Below are 17523 nucleotides of genomic sequence, written 5' to 3'. Positions count from 1 at the left end.
CCACGCCCATCAGCCCCCTGCCATCAGCTCGGCGTCCGGCAACTCGGCATCGGCAACTCGACGCCCGGCAACTCGGACGCCCGCCAGCCCGGCGTTTGCCAGCCCGGGCGTTTGCCAGCTCGACGCCCGCCAGGCCAGCTTCCGGCAGCCCGGCATTCGGCACCCGGTGTTCGGCAGCTCAGCGTCCAGCAGCCCTGCGTTCGGCGGTTCGGCGTTCGTTAGTTCTTGGGCGCGGAGACGGGACCGGGTGATGCGCCGGCATTTCTTTGCCGGGTCTCCTTTCGCCGGGTGGTGCGGGTCTACTGCGCGGATGTCGAGGGCGCGGGCGGCGTCGTAGTGGCGTCAGCCGCCGAAGGTGACCAGGGTCCCGGCCAGCAGCAGGAGCAGCAGCACCGTGAAGGCGCCGCGCAGCGACCCCGTCAGGTCGGACGCCGCTCCCACCAGCAGCGGCCCGGCCACCCCGCCAAGCTGATCCGGAACTGCAGCGCCGCGAACCCCAGCCCGCGGCGGTCCGCGCTGACGATGTCCGCGTTGGCCGCCGTGAGGGTGGGGATGGCGATCGAGAACCCGATGTTGGCCAGGCAGTAGAACGCGATCTGCGCGGGCAGCGCCGGAATCAGGACCGCGCCCGCCAGCCCCGCCGTGCCGACCGCCAGGCCGGACCGCGCCGAAGTGGACGCGCCAGCTTGGGGAGCGTCCGTACCGCCGGTCCCCGTACCGGCTCCCGATGAGCGTGCCGATGACCATCCCGGCCAGCCCCACGCCCCCGCGATGGCCGCCGCCGGGCCATCGGCGAGGTCGTAGGCGCGCCGGTAGTAGCGGGGCATCCAGAAGAAGAGGCCGCCGAGGCCGAAGAAGAGGATGGTCAGCCCCAGACCACCGAACGCAGCGTCTGGACGGCCAGCAGGGAGCGCAGCTGGACGGTCAGGGGCTCGCGCGCCGTCCCGGCCGGGGGTCGCCGCCCGCCGCGCCGGTGCGGGGCGTGCCGGAGCGCATGGCCTCGATGCGGTCGCCCAGCCCTCGTACGGGCTCGCGGACGGTGAGGCAGAGCAGCGCGATGACGACGCCTGGGACGGCGACCAGGAAGAAGATCGTCCGCCAGCCGAACGCCTGGGCCAGCGCGCCGCCCGCCATGATCCCAGCGGGAACCCGGAGTAGTAGGCGAAGCGCTCCTGCCCGAACGCGCGGGCGCGTCCGGAGCCGGAGTAGTAGCCGGACGGGTTGTAGAGAAGCCCCGCCGCCGAGGAAGACCCGGATGGCGAGCAGCGTCGCGTACGACTGCGCCAGCCCGCTGCCGACTGTCAGCAGCGACCAGACGGCGACCACGGCGGCGATCGTCCAGTCCGCCGGGTGCGGTCGGCGAGCCAGCAGCAGCACCACCCCGGCCAGTGCCGCAGCGCTGGCGATGGCGCCGCCAGCGGTTTCGGAGAAGCCGAACTCCTCCTGGATCCGGGGCAGCGCTCCGGCCATCAGGTTGGCCTCGATCCGGTCGATCAGCGCCACCAGGGCGATGCAGATCGCCGGCCACCAGCCGAAGGGGGCGGCGCGCGCAGGTTCGAAGGGGATCGGCGGACGTCCGGGGAACGCGATGATCCGGGCGGACGGGGTCGGTGGGGCTGTGCTCATCGCGGTCCGTTCTCTCGTGCCACGGCGCGGGCGCGGGCCTGCTAATTCTTTGAGAGAAACCGTGTTTCCAGAGCGGGGACCCCAATTGAGCATGTCCGCGGGCACGGTGGCAATGGGCGTGTCCAGCCGAGATGGGTGAACACCGTGGCGGCGAACGGTGTTCCGCGGTCGTTCAGGCCTCGCGGGACGGCGGGGCGTACTCGCGGGACGGCGGGGCGTACTCGCGGGACGGCGGGGCGTACTCGCGGGACGGCCGGGCGTACTCGCAGGACGGCGGGGTGTCCTCGCGGAACGGCGGGGTGTACTCGCGGAACGGCGGGGTGTACTCGCAGGACGGCGGGATGCAGATGAGGCCGAGGGCGGCGGAAGTCTCGGTGAACATCAAGCGCCACCGGGGGTTGGTATCAGTTGAGCCGGATCAGGACGGCGTTGGTGGCTTCGGCTGCGGTTCGGTAGAAGGACGAGAGCAGTGCGAAGGCGTCCAGCACGGAGTCGAGGTCGAGTGGGGCGCCGTAGGCGGCTGTTGTGTCGCAGTGGGTGAAGCGGTGCTCGATTTCTTCCTCGTCGAGTTCGTCCAACGCTGTCGCGATGTCTGCCACGAGGGCCGGCTCCAGGAGTCGGGGCCGCCATAGTCGGCGTCCGGTTGCAAGTGTCGTCCGCCGCTGATCGCGAGGGCGGCGAGTGCGGGATTGGCGAAATCTTCGCCGAAGTTCAGGACGCGGAACAGTACCGCCCAGTCTTTGCCCAGGTCGAGCCGTTCGCCGTGGGGGTCCGGCAGCCCGCCGTCGCGCTCCCATTCACTCGGCTCGACTCGGTCGGCCGTGAAAATTATGCTCATCAACGCCTCCGTTTCCCCCTGAATCGGACTGGCCAGAATGCCGGATCAGGGTATTCGTTGAGCTCTCGTTCCGCTACGGAAAAGGCGCGTGCGTCGTTGGGCATTTGGAGCTTAGAGTTGCGGGGGCTCGGGCCGTCGGGTGGAGGGGGCCGCCGTGTGGTGGATCCTGGTTCTCGTCATCGTGGGATTCTTGCTGGTCAACGGGGTCGTCGCCAACTTTGAGGGCGGTTGTTTTCTGTTCGCGGCGGGCAACATCGCCTACCTGGGGATCATCGGTGTCTTCATCCTCGCTTTCGCGGAGCCGCGGTGGATGCTGAGCGTGCTGATCACGCTGGTGGGAATGGTCGCGCTGGCGGCGGTCACCTGGCTCGGCTATGTCCCGGTGTTCAGCAACCTGGTGGACGTGGGCTTGGTGGAGCTCCGTGTTCTCCAGGTCCTCCGCGTCGCCGTGGCGACGATTCTCACTGGTTATCTGGCCTTTTCCTACGGTCCCGCCGGGAAGATCCACAACTTCGGCGACATGCTGGCGGCGCTCATCGCGCGCTTTCTCGGTGGTGCGCTGGTCGTCATTCCGATCGTGCTGATCGTCGGGACGGCGCTGGCGCTGTGCGGGCCGCCCGGGCACCGCCGCGAGGCCCTTCGGCTTTTCGCCAGGGGGCAGGGGTGGAACGGGCCCCTCATGACGGTGGGGCTCGTCCTGGCGCCTTTGGTCCTGCTGCTGGCCGGGCGCGTCCTCTATGTGCTCCTGGACGTCGACATCTACCACTGGCCATTGGACGAGTTGCCCATCTACCAGCAGTTCCCCGCGTGGATCGCCTGCTTCATCACCGGTCTGCTGGTGCTCGTGGGAGCCCTCGTGCTCATGGTCGTGATCGCGATCGGGCTGCCGTACGTCGCGGTCGCGAAGCTGTTCAACGCCGACCAGGCCAACCCGCTGCTGCCCGCACTGCTCGGCCCGTGGTTCGTCGTGGGCGCCACCGCGCTCCAGGTCTCCGCCGGCACCGAGCTGATCGCCACGCCGCACGGGGTCGGGACGGTCGTCAGCTCGGCGGCGATCGTCCTCGCCATCGGGCTGGCCGCCGTCGAGTACCGGTTCGTGTCGCGGACGCTCGGTGTCACTCCCTTCACCGGGCCGCCGGAGGTCGACGGATCCCGGTGGGTGCCGATCGGCGAGGGGCGCGGGGCCGCCGGCCGCCCCGCCAAGGTCGCGGCCGCCGCGGTCTTCCTGCTGGCCCTGCCGATCAGCGCGATCACGACGGTCTGGCTCGGTGTCGCGGGGAACTGAGGCTCAATCCTCGGTCGGCGGGGTGTAGGGGAGGCCGAGGTCGGCGGAGATCTCGGTGAGCATGAGTTCGAACATCGGCTCGGCGTCGCCCAGGGCGAACTGCAGGTGGCCGAAGACCTCCAGGCTGACGCCGCCCTGGAGGCGGATCCAGCACTTGAGGAACTGCCGGATCACGCCGAGCGGCAGGTCGGTGCCGAGGACGTCGTCGCGGTAGCGGCTCAGCTGGTCGCGCAGGGCGGGGGGGATCTCGTCGTCGGCCGGGATCCGGAACGGCTGCTTCTTCCAGAGTTCCAGGAACAGGCTCAGGAACGTCCAGCCGAACTGGCGGGCGCACTCCTCGGCGAAGTCGAGCTGGTCCTGCTGGTCGATGCCGCGGACGGGCGCGCCGAACAGCAGGGCGTACTCGCGGGGGTGGGCGAGGGACCAGGTCCGGAAGCGGCGGGCGGCGGTCATGAACTTGCCGCTCATGTCGCCTTCGGGCACCTGTTCCAGGGAGGCGCGCAGTTCGGCGGTCAGCTCGCTGAACAGGTCGCCGACCAGGTGCCGCAGCAGCTCGCCGTGGCTGCCGAAATAGCGGTAGAGCGCCGGGGCGGTCATGCCCATGTCGCGGGCGATCGCCCGCAGGGTCACCGCGTCGGGCCCCTCCGCGACCAGGATGCGCCGCGCGGTCTCGGAGATCTCCCTGACCGTCGCCGCGCGCAGCCGATCACGCCGTGTCTCCACTACGCCGCCCTCCTCTCCCCCGCATGATTCCGCAGAAACACCCTTGACGGAAGCTAACGCCGTATGCAAAGTTAACGCTGTTCGCAGTTTACAGCATTCACTCACCTGATAGGCGTTCGCAGAGGGGACGGGGTCATGTTCGATCGATGGGGACGGTGGGTCCACCGGCGCAGGCGGTGGGTCCTCGCGGTGGCCGGCGCGGCGCTGGTCTTCGCCGGTGTCTGGGGGACGGGAGTCTTCGGCGCGCTCACCTCGTCCGGCGGCTTCGACACGCCGGGCAGTGAGAGCGCGAAGGCGGCGCAGGTCGCCGAGCAGGACCTCGGGCGGGATGAGGCGGACGTCGTGGTCCTCTATCGGGGGCGGACCACGGTGGACGACCCGGCGTACCGGACGTCGGTCGAGCAGGCGCTGGCCGCGTTGCCGAAAGACAAGGTCACCGTCGCCGGCACGTACTGGACGACCAACGCGCCGCAGTTCGTCAGCAATGACCGGAAGGCGACCTACGCGGTGCTGCGGCTGAAGGGCGCCGACGAGGGCACCAGGAGCGACAACTACAAGGCCGTCCAGGACGAGTTGACCGAGGTCGGCGGCGGTCTCACCGCCAAGGTCGGCGGGTCGGTCGGCACCGAGACCGCGATCAACGAGCGGGTCTCGTCCGACATCGGGCGGGCCGAGGGCATGGCCATGCCGATCCTGCTCGTGCTGCTGGTGCTGATCTTCGGGGGCCTGGTGTCGGCGAGCCTGCCGATGCTGATCGGCGGCATCGCGATCCTGGGCTCGTTCACGGCGCTGCACATGCTGACGTACGTGACCGATGTGTCCATTTTTGCGGTGAACATCACCACGTTCCTGGGTCTCGGCCTCGCGATCGACTACGGGCTGTTCATGGTGAGCCGGTTCCGCGAGGAGATCGGGCGAGGGGCGTCCGTTGAGGACGCGCTGGCCGCGACGATGGCGACGGCCGGGCGCACGGTCGCCGTCTCCGGGATCACGGTCGCGGTATCGCTGTCCGGGCTGCTGCTGTTCGACCAGAACTTCCTGATCTCGATGGGTTACGGCGGCATCGCGACCGTGTTCGTCTGCATGGTGGCGGCGCTGACCGTGCTGCCCGCGCTCCTCGCCGTCCTCGGCCCGAAGGTCAACGCGCTGTCGGTGCGGCGCGGGCGCAGGACGTCCCGCGGCTGGTGGGGGCGGCTCGCGCACAGCGTCATGCGCCGTCCGGTGATCTACGTGGTGGCCACGGTGGCGCTGCTCCTCGCGCTCGGCGGCCCGTTCCTGCGCATCAACTGGGGCGGCGTCGACGCCAAGGTCCTGCCGGACGGCGCCGACGCGCGGGTCGTCGCCGAGACGCTGGAGACGCAGTTCACGCGCAACGCCACCAGCCCGATCGAGGCCGTGGTGACCGGGACGTCCGACCGCGCCGCGATCCAGGCGTACGGGGACCGCCTGGCGGCGGTGCCCGGGGTGACGGGCGCGACGGTGACCGGCGCGAAGGGCGCGACGACGCGGATCGCGCTGACCTACAAGGCCGACCCCAACTCCGGCGCGGCGCGCGACCTCGTCCACAAGGTGCGGGACGTCCAGGCGCCGCCCGACGCGCACGTCTACGTCGGGGGCATGACCGCCGACGTCGTCGACCAGCTCGACAGCATCGGGGCGACGCTGCCCTGGCTGGCGCTGCTGGTGGGCGGCGCGACGTTCCTCCTGCTGTTCCTGGCGTTCGGCTCGGTGGTCCTGCCGCTGAAGGCGATCGTGATGAACATGCTGTCGCTGTCGGCCACGTTCGGCGCGGTCGTGCTGATCTTCCAGGACGGCCACCTGTCCGGCCTGCTGGACTTCACCGCGACCGGCTCGATCGCCCCGGCGATGCCGATCCTGATGCTGGCGATGCTGTTCGGCATCTCGATGGACTACGAGGTGTTCCTGCTGTCGCGGGTCCGCGAGCAGTACGACCTGACCGGCTCGAACACCGAGGCCGTCGCGGCCGGCGTGCAGCGCACCGGCTCGATCATCACCAGCGCGGCGCTGCTGTTCATCGTCGTGATCGGCGCGTTCGCGACATCCGGCATCACGTTCATCAAGATGACCGGCGTCGGGATGGCGATCGCGATCCTGATGGACGCGACCGTCGTGCGGGCGCTGCTCGTGCCGGCGGCGATGCGGCTGATGGGCCGCGCCAACTGGTGGGCTCCGGGGCCGCTGGCCAGGTTCTACGGCAAGTACGGCATCCGCGAGGGCGACTCCCCCGCGCCGGCTCGGTCCCGCCTGGAGCCCGTGGGCTGACCCGTCCGATCCGGTGGCCGGCGGAGCGCTTCCGCCGGCCACCAAACCGTGCAAAAGCAGTACAAAACACTGTTTACCCTGCTTGGCGACAACACCGGCGGGCGGGGGACGACCGATGTTCGATCGATGGGGCCGCTGGGTCCACCGGCGGCGCCGGTGGGTCCTCGCCGTCGCGGGCGCGCTGCTCGTCTTCGCCGGCGTCTGGGGGACGGGCGTCTTCGGCGCGCTCAGCGCGTCCGGCGGCTTCGAGACCCCGGGCAGCGAGAGCACGAAGGCGACGCAGATCGCCGAGCAGGCCCTCGGCCGGGACGCGGCCGACGTCGTGATCCTCTACCAGGGCGAGACCACGGTCGACGACCCGTCCTACCGGACGTCGGTCGAGCGGGCCTTGGCGGCGCTGCCACCGGGCAAGGTCCTCGATACCGCCACCTACTGGACGACCAACGCGCCGCAATTCGTCAGCGAAGACCGGAAAGCGACCTATGCCGTCCTCCAGCTGACCGGTGCCGACGAGGCCGCGCGGGACGACTCCTACCAGACGATCAAGGACGAGCTGGACGACGTCGGCGGCGGACTCACCGCCAAGGTCGGCGGGTCGGTCGCCACGTCCGCCACCATCAACGACCGCGTCGCCTCGGACATCCCCCGCGCCGAGGCCATCGCCATGCCGATCCTGCTCGTCCTGCTCGTGCTGATCTTCGGCGGGCTGGTCGCGGCGAGCCTGCCGCTGCTGGTCGGCGGCATCGCCATCCTCGGCTCGTTCACCGCGCTGCACACGCTCGCCCTGCTCACCGACGTGTCGATCTTCGCGGTGAACATCAGCACGTTCCTCGGGCTCGGGCTCGCGATCGACTACGGCCTGTTCATGGTGAGCCGCTTCCGCGAGGAACTCCGGCAGGACGGGACGTCGGTCGAGGACGCCCTCGCCACGACCATGAACACGGCCGGACGCACGGTCGCCGTCTCCGGGATCACGGTCGCGGTATCGCTGTCCGGGCTGCTGCTGTTCGACCAGAACTTCCTGGTCTCGATGGGCTACGGCGGCATCGCGACCGTGTTCGTCTGCATGCTCGGCGCGCTGACCGTCCTGCCCGCCCTGCTGTCCGTCCTCGGCCCGAAGGTCGACGCGCTGCCGCTCCGGCGCCGGCGCAGGACGTCCTGCGGCTGGTGGGGACGGGTCGCCTACAGCGTCATGCGCCGTCCGGTGATCTACGTGGTCGCGACGGTGGCGCTGCTCCTCGCGCTCGGCGGGCCGTTCCTGCGCATCAACTGGGGCGGCGTCGACGCCAACGCGCTACCGGACGGCAGCGAGGCCCGCGCCGTCGCCGAAGCGATGGAGACGCAGTTCCCGCGCAACGTCACGAGCCCGATCAACGCGGTCGTCACGGGGACGTCCGCCCGGGCCGCGATCGACGCCTACGGCGACCGGCTGGCCGCGCTGCCCGGCGCCGGCGACGCGGCCGTAACCGGCGCCAACGGCACGACGACGCAGATCGCGGTGGGCTACGACGCCGACCCGTACTCCGATGCCGCGCGCGATCTCGTCCAGCAGGTCCGGGACGTCCCGGCGCCGGCCGGGGCACAGGTGCACGTCGGCGGTGCCACGGCCGACGTCGTGGACGAGCTGGCCGGCCTCGGCGGCACGCTGCCGTGGCTCGCGCTGCTCGTCGGGGGCGCGACGTTCGTGCTGCTGTTCCTGGCGTTCGGCTCGGTCGTCCTGCCGCTGAAGGCGATCGTGATGAACATGCTGTCGCTGTCGGCGACGTTCGGCCTCGTCGTGCTGATCTTCCAGGAAGGCCATCTGTCCGGTCTGCTGAACTTCACGGCGATCGGGGCGATAGCGCCCGCGATGCCCATCCTGATGCTCGTCCTGCTGTTCGGAATCTCGATGGACTACGAGGTGTTCCTGCTGTCGAGGGTCCGCGAGGAGTACGACCTGACCGGCTCGAACGTCACGGCCGTGGCCGCGGGCGTCGAACGCACCGGGTCGATCATCACGAGCGCGGCGCTGCTGTTCATCGTCGTGATCGGCGCGTTCGCGACGTCCGGCATCACGTTCATCAAGATGGTCGGCGTCGGGATGGCGGTCGCGATCCTGATGGACGCGACGATCATCAGGGGCCTGCTGGTGCCCGCGATGATGCGGCTGATGGGCCGGGTGAACTGGTGGGCGCCCGGACCGCTCGCCCGCCTCTACGGCAGGTACGGAATCCGTGAAGTCCCGGCCACCAATCTGCGGAAACCGCTTGTGGTCTCCGTCACGCGGCACGAGACTGAATCACATTCCACCGGCACCACCTCGCGTGACGCGTACCGCGGCGGACCATGCCCGGCGGACCCCGAGACCACACCACGGGACGCCCCATTGGAGGCACCATGGCCACGCACGTGATCACCGAGACCGACACCGCGCTCGGGCATCTGGAGCGGCTCACCGACGCGCTGCGCTCCGCCGGCTGGGCGGTCGAGGTCGCCGCGCCCGCCGACCGCCTGCCGTCCGCGCTCGTCGCCGACCCGCACATGCGGCGGATCAACGAGAGCGTCATCGCCGCCCCGGAGGCGTCCGGCGACGCCTGGTCCTACTGCTACGGCTGGGGCGAGCGCATCGCGCCGTGCACCGACCCGTCCGGGACCGCCGCCGCACTCGCCCGCGTCCTCACCACCCGCCGCGACAACTGATCCAGCCCTCGCTCACGCGGACTTGCGGCTGCGGCTCTTCGCCGGCTCCTTCTTCGCGCCCGACTTCGAGGACGTCTTGCGGGCGGCGGGCTTCTTCGCGGCCGCGTCCTTCCCGGACGCGGCCTTGCCGTCCCGCTCGCCGCGGTTCTTCTTGGCGGCCTCGACGCTGGCGCGCAGCGCGCTGAGCAGGTCGGCGGCCGGCTCCTCCTCGGCCTCCTCCGGCCGGGTGACCTCCTTGCCCTCGATCTTGGCGTCGATCACCGCCTGCAGCGCCTCCCGGTAGGCGTCCTTGTACTCCGACGGGTCGAACTCGCCCTCCATGGACTCGATCAGGGACGTCGCCATCGACAGTTCCTGCTTGCGGATCTCGATGTCCTCGTCCAGGAACGGGAAGTCGGGGGTGCGCACCTCGTCCGGCCAGAGCATCGTCTCCAGCACGAAGACGCCCTCCCGGACACGCAGCGTGGCCAGCGACTCGCGCTGCCTGATCGCGATCTTCACGACGGCGACCTGCCCGGAGTTCTCCAGCGCGTCGCGGAGCAGCACGTAGGGTTTCGCGCCCTGCTGGTCCGGTTCCAGGTAGTAGGACTTCGCGAAGTAGATCGGGTCGACCTCCTCCTGCTCCACGAACTGCAGGACGTCGATCCGGCGGCTGGACGACAGCGGCAGGTCGGCGAAGTCCTCGTCGGTGAGGATGACCGTCTCGCCGGACGGCAGCTCGTACCCCTTGGCGATGTCGGAGTAGGGGACCTCCTCGCCGTCGACCGTGCAGACCCGCTTGTACTTGATGCGCCCGCCGTCCTCCCGGTGCACCTGGTGGAAGCTGACGTCCCTCTGCTCGGTCGCCGAATAGAGCTTCACCGGTATCGTCACCAGCCCGAACGAGATCGCGCCCTTCCAGATACTCCGCATGATCCGTCCTTACCCAGCACGTTCCGGCTCCTAGCGTCGCAACCCCGCGCGATTTGCGCCAGAACGGCGCCTTGATCCTTTTCTGCGGGGCGGGGTCCGGGTAAGACGGCGGTATGACCATGCCGTGGCCCGTTGAGCCGATGATGGCCGCCACCGGGGACCTCCCCTCCGACGGCGCGCCCTGGGGCCTGGAGCTGAAGTGGGACGGCGTGCGCGTGCTGGCGCACGTCTCCGCGGACGGCGTCCGGGCCGGCGGGCGGCGCGGCGGCGACGTGACCGGCCGGTACCCGGAGCTGTCGGCGCTGGCGGACCTGCTCCCGGACCACGACGTCGTCCTGGACGGCGAGGTCGTCGCCTTCGACGAGGGACGCCCCAGCTTCGAGCGCCTGCAGCGCCGGATGCACGTCGAGCACCCCGACCCCCGCCTGATCCGTCTCGTGCCCGTCCGGTACGTGGTGTTCGACGTCCTGTTCCTGGACGGGCACGTCCTGTACGACATGCCGTACGTCGACCGGCGGTCGCTGCTGGCCGATCTGGACCTGGCCGGAACCGGCCCCGTGGAGGTGCCCCCGTACCTGCACGGCGAAGACCAGTCGCAGGTGGAGGAGCTGCTCGCTTTCACCCGCGAACAGCATCTGGAGGGCGTGCTCGCCAAACGGCTCGACTCCCCCTACCGCCCCGGCCGCCGCGTCGACTTCTGGCGCAAGGTGAAGAACTTCATGACGCGCGAGGTCGTCATCTGCGGCTGGAAACCAGGCAAGGGGCGCCGTGAAGGCGGCGTCGGTTCGCTTCTCCTAGGCGAGTACGACGTGAAGGGTCTGCTGGGCTTCGTCGGCCACGTCGGCACAGGCTTCACCGACCGCGCCTTGGACGAGCTGTACGAAACGCTGTGGCCGCTGCGCAGAGACACGAGCCCCTACGACGAGGCCGTCCCGCGCGAGTTCGCCAAGGACGCCCAATGGGTTGAGCCACGACTCGTCGGGGAGGTCGCCTACAGCGCCCGCACCAGGGACGGCCGCCTGCGCTTCCCGTCCTGGCGCGGCCTCCGTGACGACAAGGACCCCCTGGAGGTCACGAGTGAGCAATAGCCGCACGACCGTCGAGGTGGACGGGCGGCAGTTGGCGTTGTCGAACCTTGGCAAGAACCTCTATCCGGAGTTCACCAAGGGCGAGGTCATCGACTACTACGCGCGCATCGCTCCGGTGATGCTGCCGCATCTGAAGGACCGTGCCGCCACCCGGATCCGGTGGCCGGACGGCGTTGACGGCGGCAAGTTCTTCGAGAAGAACGCCCCGTCCCACACGCCCGACTGGGTGCGCACCGCGACCGTGCCGAGCCCCGGCAGCACGCGCGGCCGCGAGACGCTCGACTACGTCGTGGTCGACGACCTGCCCACGCTCGTGTGGTGCGCGAACCTCGCGGCGCTGGAACTGCACGTCCCGCAGTGGAAGGTCGGGCCGCGAGGCAAGGTGCACGCGCCCGACCTCGTCGTCTTCGACCTCGATCCGGGCGCCCCCGCGACGATCGTGGAGGCGTGCGAGGTGGCGCGGCTGCTCCGCGACCTGCTCGCCGAGGACGGCCTGGACTCCTACCCGAAGACGAGCGGCAAGAAGGGCCTGCACCTGTACGTCCCGATCAAGGAGCCCAAGGACGCCGAGCGGACGTCGGAGTACGCCAAGGCGGCCGCGCAGCGCCTCGCCGAGGAGCATCCCCGGCTGGTCGTCGCGAAGATGGAGAAGCGGCTGCGCAAGGGCAAGATCTTCGTCGACTGGAGCCAGAACAACCCGGCGAAGACGACCGTGGCGCCGTACTCGCTGCGGGCAGCGAGCCGGCCGTCCGTCTCGACCCCGGTCACCTGGGACGAGCTCGACTCCTGCGCGGACGCGGCCGATCTGATGTTCGGTCCCGACGAGGTCCTCAGCCGAGTGGATAAGCAGGGCGACATTCTCAAGCCGCTCCTGGAGGACCACCAGCCCCTTCCCTGACAATCCTCCGAAATTCGAGTGCCCTATGTGTTCGAACCGGCACTCTCCGGCATCGACTTCCGTCACCATGGACGCGGGGACACCGAGCGGGGCGGAAGGAAGAGCAGTTGTCGCAGAACCACCACTACGACGCCGTGGTGCTGGGCGGGGGGACGGCGGGGGAACTGGTCGCGACCGGTCTCGCCCGTGCCGGACGGGACGTCGCTCTCGTCGAGAACCGCCTGGTCGGCGGGGAGTCGCCGTACTTCGCGTGCGTGCCGTCCAAGTCGCTGCTGCTGTCGGCGCGGCGCGGCGAGACCTGGGAGATGGCGCTCGCCCGGCGCGACGCGCTGACCGGGAACCGGGGCGACGACCCGGCCGTCGCGCGCATGGCGGAGGACGGCGTGACCGTGCTGCGCGGCCGGGGCCGAATTCTCGAACCCGGGCTCGTCGAGGTCGACGGGGCCGTGCACGGCTTCGGCGACCTCGTCGTCTGCACCGGCAGCGAACCGGTGATCCCGCCCATCGAGGGGCTCGCCGACGTCCCGCTGTGGACGAGCGCGGAGGCGCTGTCGGTGCCCGATCTGCCGCGCCGGCTGGTGATCCTCGGCGGCGGCCCGGTCGGCTGCGAGCTGGCGCAGGTGTATGCCGCGTTCGGGTCGCAGGTCGCGGTCGTCGAGTCGTCCGGACGGCTGCTCACGGCGGAGGCGCCGTTCGCGGGCGAGGTGCTCGCCGACGCGCTCCGCCGGATGGGTGTTGACCTGCGGCTCGGCGCCGCCGTCGGCAACGTCGAGCGCAAGGACGTCGGCGTGCGGCTGTGGCTGTCGGACGGCGGGACGCTCGACGCCGACCGGATTCTTGTCGCCGCCGGGCGCCGTCCCCGCGTGGAGGGTCTCGGGCTGGAGAGCCTCGGCGTCACCGTTCCACCGGGTAAAGGAATCCCCGTGGACGAGACGTGCCAGGTGCCGTCCAGTACGGGGGGCGTGTGGGCGGCCGGCGATGTCACGGGCATCGCGCGCACCACCCATGCGGCCCGCTACCAGGCACAAGTCGCGCTGTCGAACCTTCTCGGGCGGCGCCGCGAGGCCGACTACCGGGCGATCCCGCGCGTCGTCTACACCTCCCCCACCGTCTACTCGGTGGGGATCTCGCCCACGCAGGCGGACGAACTTCGCATAGACCTCCACACCGCCGGGTACGACCTCGCCGCGACGGCGCGGGCCGCGGTGGAGGCCGACGAGCGCGGCCGGGTGGAACTGTACGCCGACCGCTCCCGCGGACTGCTGGTCGGCGCCGCCGCGGCCGGACTCTACGCCGAGGAGTGGATGAGCGAGATCGCGCTGGCCATCCGCGCGGAGACGCCGCTGAGCCTGCTCGCCGACGTCGTCCACGCGTTCCCGACCTACGGCGAGGCCGTCGAGGCGCCGCTGCGGGAACTGGCGGACGGCCTGACCGGCGGCACTGCTGAGGAGGACCCGAGATGAGCGAGACCGACGACCTGGACCGGCTGCGGCCCGACACCGCCGAGGAGGCCGCGCTCGACGAGCGCGCCGAACCCGACCCCGCGGCGGGCGACCGCAACGAGGCCGACGCCGCCGAGCAGGGGGCCGCGGTCGCCGAGACCGACGACCGCGTCGAACGCGCCCCCATGCCCGACGACGCCAACGAGGCCGACGTGGCCGAGCAGCGGCGCGAGGTACCGGTGGACGAGGACGACTACCGGTGACCTGGACCGTCCGCCGCCGCGGGTAGCGAAGCACCCGTCCCGGCGGGAATACACTGACCTGCGCGAAGGGAACGCCACCGGTCCTTGTGTGTGACCGACGGAGTTACCCGCGCGTAGGATGATGTGATTGTGCACACGCGACGGACACCGCCTCCCGTCGCACGATTCGGTGATCGGAGAGTGTGGTGACCGCGACCCCGGACGCCCGCCCCCGCGGCACGAGGCTGCCGCGGCTGGCGCGCCGCAGGCAGCTGCTCGGCGCGGCCCAGGAGGTGTTCGTCGCGCAGGGGTACCACGCTGCGGCGATGGACGAGATCGCCGAGCGCGCAGGCGTCAGCAAACCCGTGCTCTACCAGCACTTCCCGGGCAAGCTGGAGCTGTACCTGGCCCTGCTGGACGAGCACGCCGAGGCCCTCGTGAAGATCGTCCGCGAGGCGCTGGAGTCCACCACGGACAACAAGCTGCGCGTGCAGGCGAGCATGCAGGCCTTCTACGACTTCGTGGCCGGCGACGGCGAGGCGTACCGCCTCGTCTTCGAGTCCGACCTGCGCAACGTGGCGCCCGTGCGGGCCCGCGTAGACCGTGCCAACCAGCAGTGCGCCGAGATGATCGCCCAGGTCATCGCGGAGGACACCAACGCCCCCGCCGAGGAGGCGCACCTGCTCGGCATGGGCCTGGTCGGCATGGCCGAGGTCAGCGCCCGGTTCTGGCTCTCCCAGCACCGCACCATCCCCAAGGACACCGCCGAGAAGATCATCGCCCGCCTCGCCTGGCGCGGCATCTCCGGCTTCCCCCGCACCACCGACCAGCCCTGACCCGCCGTCCACCCGCGACACACGGGCGCGACGGCGGCCTGCCGCCCACCAAGCGACGGCGACCCGGACGCCCACCAAACGACGGCGGCCCGGGTGAGATCCGTGGGGTGTTCGGCCGGGCGTTCACGCTCGGCTCAATCGAGTGGCGGCGGATCGGGTGATCTCCGTGCGACGATCGGAGCGGACCGCCGGTGGTCGGCGGGACGTGATGGACGACGGGAGCAGCGCGTTGCAGGTTCGCATCGGGGTGCAGAACGTTCCCAAGGAGCTGGTGGTGGACACGGCGCAGTCGGCGGACGAGGTGACGGACGCGCTGTCCGACGCGCTCGCCGACCCGAGCGGGGTGCTGGTCCTCAAGGACAGGCGCGCCGGGCGGATCGTGATCCCGGCCGCCCGCGTCGGCTACCTGGAGATCTCCGAGGAGGAGCAGCGGAGCGTGGGCTTCGGCACGCAGTACGCGTGACGGCTTGACCCGGTTCGACCGGGCCTTGACCTGCGCTTTGTTTCGATCCGGCACAACGGGCATATCGATCACCGTTCACGGGCCGCCCGGCCCACGGAAAAGGAATGGATGATCGACATGCTCACGACGATCCTGTGGTTCATCGTCGTCGGTGCCGTCATTGGAGCCCTCGCCCGGCTGCTTGTCCCGGGCCGCAACCCGATCGGCATCCTGCTGACGCTCCTCGTCGGCATCGCCGGTGCCATCCTCGGCGGAGTGGTCGCGGACGCGCTCGGCACGGGCGCCGTCATCGCCTTCGTGTTCTCGGTCGTGATCGCCGCGCTCGGCGTGGCCGCGCTGACCGGGCTGAACACGCGCGGGCGCGGCGGCCGCAGGGGCGGCTGGCGCACCCGCCGCGGCACGTTCTGACCGCGCACACCGCTCGACCCCCCAATGAAGGCCCCCGCCCGCCAGGCGGGGGCCTTCCCCGTCCGAAGGTGTCCGGATGTGGCCGTCCGGACCAGGGGTGCCGATGGCGCGGAGAGCGGCTCCGGCCCCGCCGGATAATGCCTGGCGGAACGGGCATGGAATAGACGAAACCATGGAAACGTTGGGTGCAGTGATCGGCTATTGGTGTATACAACCGCTGGTCGGTACACTGCGTCGCGGAGTGTGACCGCACGCAGCCACAGCGAGTGACTGCTTTCAACCCCTGACTGCGGTCGCCGAAGATTTTGAGCAACGGCTGGTCCCTCCCGCGCGAGCGCGCGGCCACACGGTCCGACGGCACGTCCGGACGGACGCAGTCGCGCCGCCGGGCCGCGCCGCACCCGGGAGCGGAGACCCCGCATATTGGAGGCTGAAAGCCCTGACTACCTTTCGTGAACTCGGGGTCGTCCCCGAGATAGCAGACGCCCTTGAAGCAGAGGGCATCGTGGAAGCGTTCCCCATCCAGGAGCTCGCCCTGCCGATCGCGCTGGGCGGGCACGACATCATCGGCCAGGCCCGCACGGGCACCGGCAAGACCCTCGCGTTCGGCGCCGCGCTGCTGCAGCGCATCGAGCACGGCGGCAAAGAGCCGCGCGCGCTCGTCGTCGCGCCGACCCGCGAGCTGGCCCTCCAGGTGACGGACGATCTGCTGGTCGCCGGCGGCAAGCTCGGCACCCGCGTGCTGTCCGTGTACGGCGGGCGCGCGTACGAGCCGCAGATCAGCGCGCTGCGCGAGGGCGTCGACGTCGTCGTCGGCACCCCCGGCCGGCTCCTCGACCTCGTGAAGCAGAAGCACCTCGACCTGTCCAAGGTCGGGATCCTGGTGCTGGACGAGGCCGACCGCATGCTCGACCTCGGCTTCCTGCCCGACATCGAGCGGATCATCAAGCGGATCCCGGCGCAGCGCCAGACGATGATGTTCTCGGCGACCATGCCGGGCGAGATCGTCGCGCTGTCGCGCCGGTACCTGACCCGGCCCACCAACGTGCGGGCCGAGTCGCACACCGAGTCGGACGCGACGCCGCAGGTCGTCCAGCACGTGTTCCAGGCCCACCAGATGGACAAGCCGGAGATGCTGGCGCGGCTGCTGCAGGCCGAGGGCCGCGGGCTGACGATGATCTTCTGCCAGACCAAGCGGGCCTGCGACCGGGTGGCCGCCGACCTCGCGCAGCGCGGCTTCGACGCCGCCGCCGTGCACGGCGACCTCGGGCAGAGCCAGCGCGAGCGGGCGCTGCGCGCGTTCCGCAACGGCAAGATCGGCGTGCTGGTGGCCACCGACGTGGCGGCCCGCGGCCTCGACGTCGACGACGTCACCCACGTCGTCAACTACGAGTGCCCCGACAGCGCCGACACCTACGTGCACCGCATCGGCCGGACGGGCCGCGCGGGCAAGAAGGGCGTCGCGGTCACGCTGATCGACTGGTCCGACCTCACCCGGTGGAGGCTGGTCAACGGGCAGCTCGGGCTGCCGTTCGCCGAGCCGCAGGAGACCTACTCGACGTCCCCGCACTTCTTCGAGGCCCTCGGCATCCCCGCGGGCACGAAGGGGAAGCTGCCGAAGGAGCAGCGGCACGGGCGCGCCGGGCTGGACGCCGAGGAGCTGGAGGACATCGGCGAGACCGGCAAGATCCGCAGCCACACCCGCGCCGACCGGGACGCCGACCGGGAACGCCCCCGGCCGCGCCGCCGCAAGCGCAGCCGGACCCGCACCCGCGCCGGCCCTGTCACTTATACACATCT

The 17523-nt window shown here is 70.6% G+C and carries 18 protein-coding genes; 12 read left to right on the top strand and 6 right to left on the bottom strand.

The window, feature by feature from the left end; all coding sequences use genetic code 11:
- Window positions 1–419: 419 nt before the first annotated feature.
- The 4 genes from HUX53_RS28550 to HUX53_RS41685 all read right to left on the bottom strand — a co-directional run bounded on the left by HUX53_RS28550 (window position 420) and on the right by HUX53_RS41685 (window position 2423).
- Window positions 420–827, bottom strand: coding sequence for a hypothetical protein (locus tag HUX53_RS28550; RefSeq protein WP_176406306.1), 408 nt, complete (start codon window positions 825–827; stop codon window positions 420–422).
- 97 nt (window positions 828–924) lie between these two features.
- A complete protein-coding gene (locus HUX53_RS28545) occupies window positions 925–1626 on the bottom strand; it encodes an MFS transporter (protein ID WP_176406305.1) in 702 nt (233 codons plus the stop codon).
- Window positions 1627–1798: 172 nt separating this feature from the next.
- Entirely contained in the window at window positions 1799–2008 is a 210-nt protein-coding gene (locus HUX53_RS28540; protein ID WP_176406304.1) for a hypothetical protein, read from the bottom strand.
- Window positions 2009–2030: 22 nt separating this feature from the next.
- Window positions 2031–2423, bottom strand: a complete 393-nt coding sequence (locus tag HUX53_RS41685) for a DUF1877 family protein (RefSeq protein ID WP_255205726.1) — start codon at window positions 2421–2423, stop codon at window positions 2031–2033.
- 195 nt (window positions 2424–2618) lie between these two features.
- On the opposite strand from HUX53_RS41685, the gene HUX53_RS28530 reads away from it, so the two are divergent.
- Window positions 2619–3749 (top strand): hypothetical protein, encoded by a 1131-nt coding sequence (locus tag HUX53_RS28530; protein ID WP_176406302.1) that lies wholly within the window; start codon window positions 2619–2621, stop codon window positions 3747–3749.
- 3 nt (window positions 3750–3752) lie between these two features.
- Here HUX53_RS28530 and HUX53_RS28525 read toward each other — a convergent pair whose 3' ends face one another.
- Window positions 3753–4472, bottom strand: coding sequence for a TetR/AcrR family transcriptional regulator (locus tag HUX53_RS28525; protein WP_176406301.1), 720 nt, complete (start codon window positions 4470–4472; stop codon window positions 3753–3755).
- A gap of 135 nt (window positions 4473–4607) precedes the next feature.
- Here HUX53_RS28525 and HUX53_RS28520 point away from each other — a divergent pair, with 135 nt between their 5' ends.
- The 3 genes from HUX53_RS28520 (at window position 4608) to HUX53_RS28510 (ending at window position 9434) form a co-directional block, all read left to right on the top strand.
- Complete coding sequence (locus HUX53_RS28520; RefSeq protein WP_176406300.1) at window positions 4608–6755, top strand: MMPL family transporter; 2148 nt, start codon at window positions 4608–4610, stop codon at window positions 6753–6755.
- A gap of 115 nt (window positions 6756–6870) precedes the next feature.
- Window positions 6871–9147: an MMPL family transporter gene (locus HUX53_RS28515; RefSeq protein ID WP_176406299.1), complete on the top strand. Its 2277-nt coding sequence runs from the start codon at window positions 6871–6873 to the stop codon at window positions 9145–9147.
- Window positions 9132–9434 carry a hypothetical protein gene (locus tag HUX53_RS28510; protein WP_176406298.1) on the top strand — a complete coding sequence of 101 codons (303 nt, stop codon included), beginning with the start codon at window positions 9132–9134 and terminating at the stop codon, window positions 9432–9434. The genes HUX53_RS28515 and HUX53_RS28510 overlap by 16 nt, the downstream gene beginning before the upstream one ends.
- A gap of 12 nt (window positions 9435–9446) precedes the next feature.
- On the opposite strand, the gene HUX53_RS28505 is transcribed toward HUX53_RS28510, so the two are convergent.
- Window positions 9447–10346, bottom strand: a complete 900-nt coding sequence (locus tag HUX53_RS28505) for a Ku protein (RefSeq protein WP_176406297.1) — start codon at window positions 10344–10346, stop codon at window positions 9447–9449.
- Between the two features lie 113 nt (window positions 10347–10459).
- Between HUX53_RS28505 and ligD (HUX53_RS28500) the strand changes: the two genes are divergently transcribed.
- From ligD (HUX53_RS28500) to HUX53_RS28465, 8 genes are all read left to right on the top strand, one after another.
- Window positions 10460–11434, top strand: coding sequence for a non-homologous end-joining DNA ligase (gene ligD, locus HUX53_RS28500; RefSeq protein ID WP_176406296.1), 975 nt, complete (start codon window positions 10460–10462; stop codon window positions 11432–11434).
- Entirely contained in the window at window positions 11424–12332 is a 909-nt protein-coding gene (gene ligD / locus HUX53_RS28495) for a non-homologous end-joining DNA ligase (protein ID WP_176406295.1), read from the top strand. Before ligD (HUX53_RS28500) ends, ligD (HUX53_RS28495) begins: the two co-directional genes overlap by 11 nt.
- 107 nt (window positions 12333–12439) lie before the next feature.
- Complete coding sequence (locus HUX53_RS28490; RefSeq protein WP_217920022.1) at window positions 12440–13795, top strand: NAD(P)/FAD-dependent oxidoreductase; 1356 nt, start codon at window positions 12440–12442, stop codon at window positions 13793–13795.
- On the top strand, window positions 13792–14037 hold the full coding sequence (locus HUX53_RS28485) for a hypothetical protein (protein WP_217920021.1): 246 nt from the start codon (window positions 13792–13794) through the stop codon (window positions 14035–14037). Before HUX53_RS28490 ends, HUX53_RS28485 begins: the two co-directional genes overlap by 4 nt.
- A gap of 185 nt (window positions 14038–14222) precedes the next feature.
- Window positions 14223–14852 carry a TetR/AcrR family transcriptional regulator gene (locus HUX53_RS28480; RefSeq protein ID WP_176406294.1) on the top strand — a complete coding sequence of 210 codons (630 nt, stop codon included), beginning with the start codon at window positions 14223–14225 and terminating at the stop codon, window positions 14850–14852.
- Between the two features lie 166 nt (window positions 14853–15018).
- A complete protein-coding gene (locus HUX53_RS28475; RefSeq protein ID WP_309237478.1) occupies window positions 15019–15315 on the top strand; it encodes a DUF3107 domain-containing protein in 297 nt (98 codons plus the stop codon).
- Between the two features lie 108 nt (window positions 15316–15423).
- The gene (locus tag HUX53_RS28470) at window positions 15424–15723 is read left to right on the top strand and encodes a GlsB/YeaQ/YmgE family stress response membrane protein (RefSeq protein WP_255205725.1); all 300 of its coding nucleotides are present in this window, start codon (window positions 15424–15426) and stop codon (window positions 15721–15723) included.
- Window positions 15724–16228: 505 nt separating this feature from the next.
- Window positions 16229–17523, top strand: a 1295-nt coding sequence (locus HUX53_RS28465) for a DEAD/DEAH box helicase (RefSeq protein ID WP_309237477.1), incomplete at its 3' end; no start/stop codon positions are given.

It is taken from the genome of Actinomadura sp. BRA 177, from assembly GCF_013372625.1.
Lineage (GTDB): Bacteria > Actinomycetota > Actinomycetes > Streptosporangiales > Streptosporangiaceae > Spirillospora.
This window is presented reverse-complemented; position numbering and strand designations above follow the sequence as displayed.

What these genes read in the sequence shown, in the direction of transcription:
- HUX53_RS28540 (WP_176406304.1), bottom strand. Translation starts at nt 2,008, where the DNA reads ATGTTCACCGAGACTTCCGCCGCCCTCGGCCTCATCTGCATCCCGCCG.
- HUX53_RS41685 (WP_255205726.1), bottom strand. Translation starts at nt 2,423, where the DNA reads ATGGGAGCGCGACGGCGGGCTGCCGGACCCCCACGGCGAACGGCTCGA.
- HUX53_RS28545 (WP_176406305.1), bottom strand. Translation starts at nt 1,626, where the DNA reads ATGAGCACAGCCCCACCGACCCCGTCCGCCCGGATCATCGCGTTCCCC.
- HUX53_RS28510 (WP_176406298.1), top strand. Translation starts at nt 9,132, where the DNA reads ATGGCCACGCACGTGATCACCGAGACCGACACCGCGCTCGGGCATCTG.
- HUX53_RS28515 (WP_176406299.1), top strand. Translation starts at nt 6,871, where the DNA reads ATGTTCGATCGATGGGGCCGCTGGGTCCACCGGCGGCGCCGGTGGGTC.
- HUX53_RS28470 (WP_255205725.1), top strand. Translation starts at nt 15,424, where the DNA reads ATGATCGACATGCTCACGACGATCCTGTGGTTCATCGTCGTCGGTGCC.
- HUX53_RS28485 (WP_217920021.1), top strand. Translation starts at nt 13,792, where the DNA reads ATGAGCGAGACCGACGACCTGGACCGGCTGCGGCCCGACACCGCCGAG.
- HUX53_RS28520 (WP_176406300.1), top strand. Translation starts at nt 4,608, where the DNA reads ATGTTCGATCGATGGGGACGGTGGGTCCACCGGCGCAGGCGGTGGGTC.
- ligD (WP_176406296.1), top strand. Translation starts at nt 10,460, where the DNA reads ATGACCATGCCGTGGCCCGTTGAGCCGATGATGGCCGCCACCGGGGAC.
- HUX53_RS28505 (WP_176406297.1), bottom strand. Translation starts at nt 10,346, where the DNA reads ATGCGGAGTATCTGGAAGGGCGCGATCTCGTTCGGGCTGGTGACGATA.
- HUX53_RS28550 (WP_176406306.1), bottom strand. Translation starts at nt 827, where the DNA reads ATGCCCCGCTACTACCGGCGCGCCTACGACCTCGCCGATGGCCCGGCG.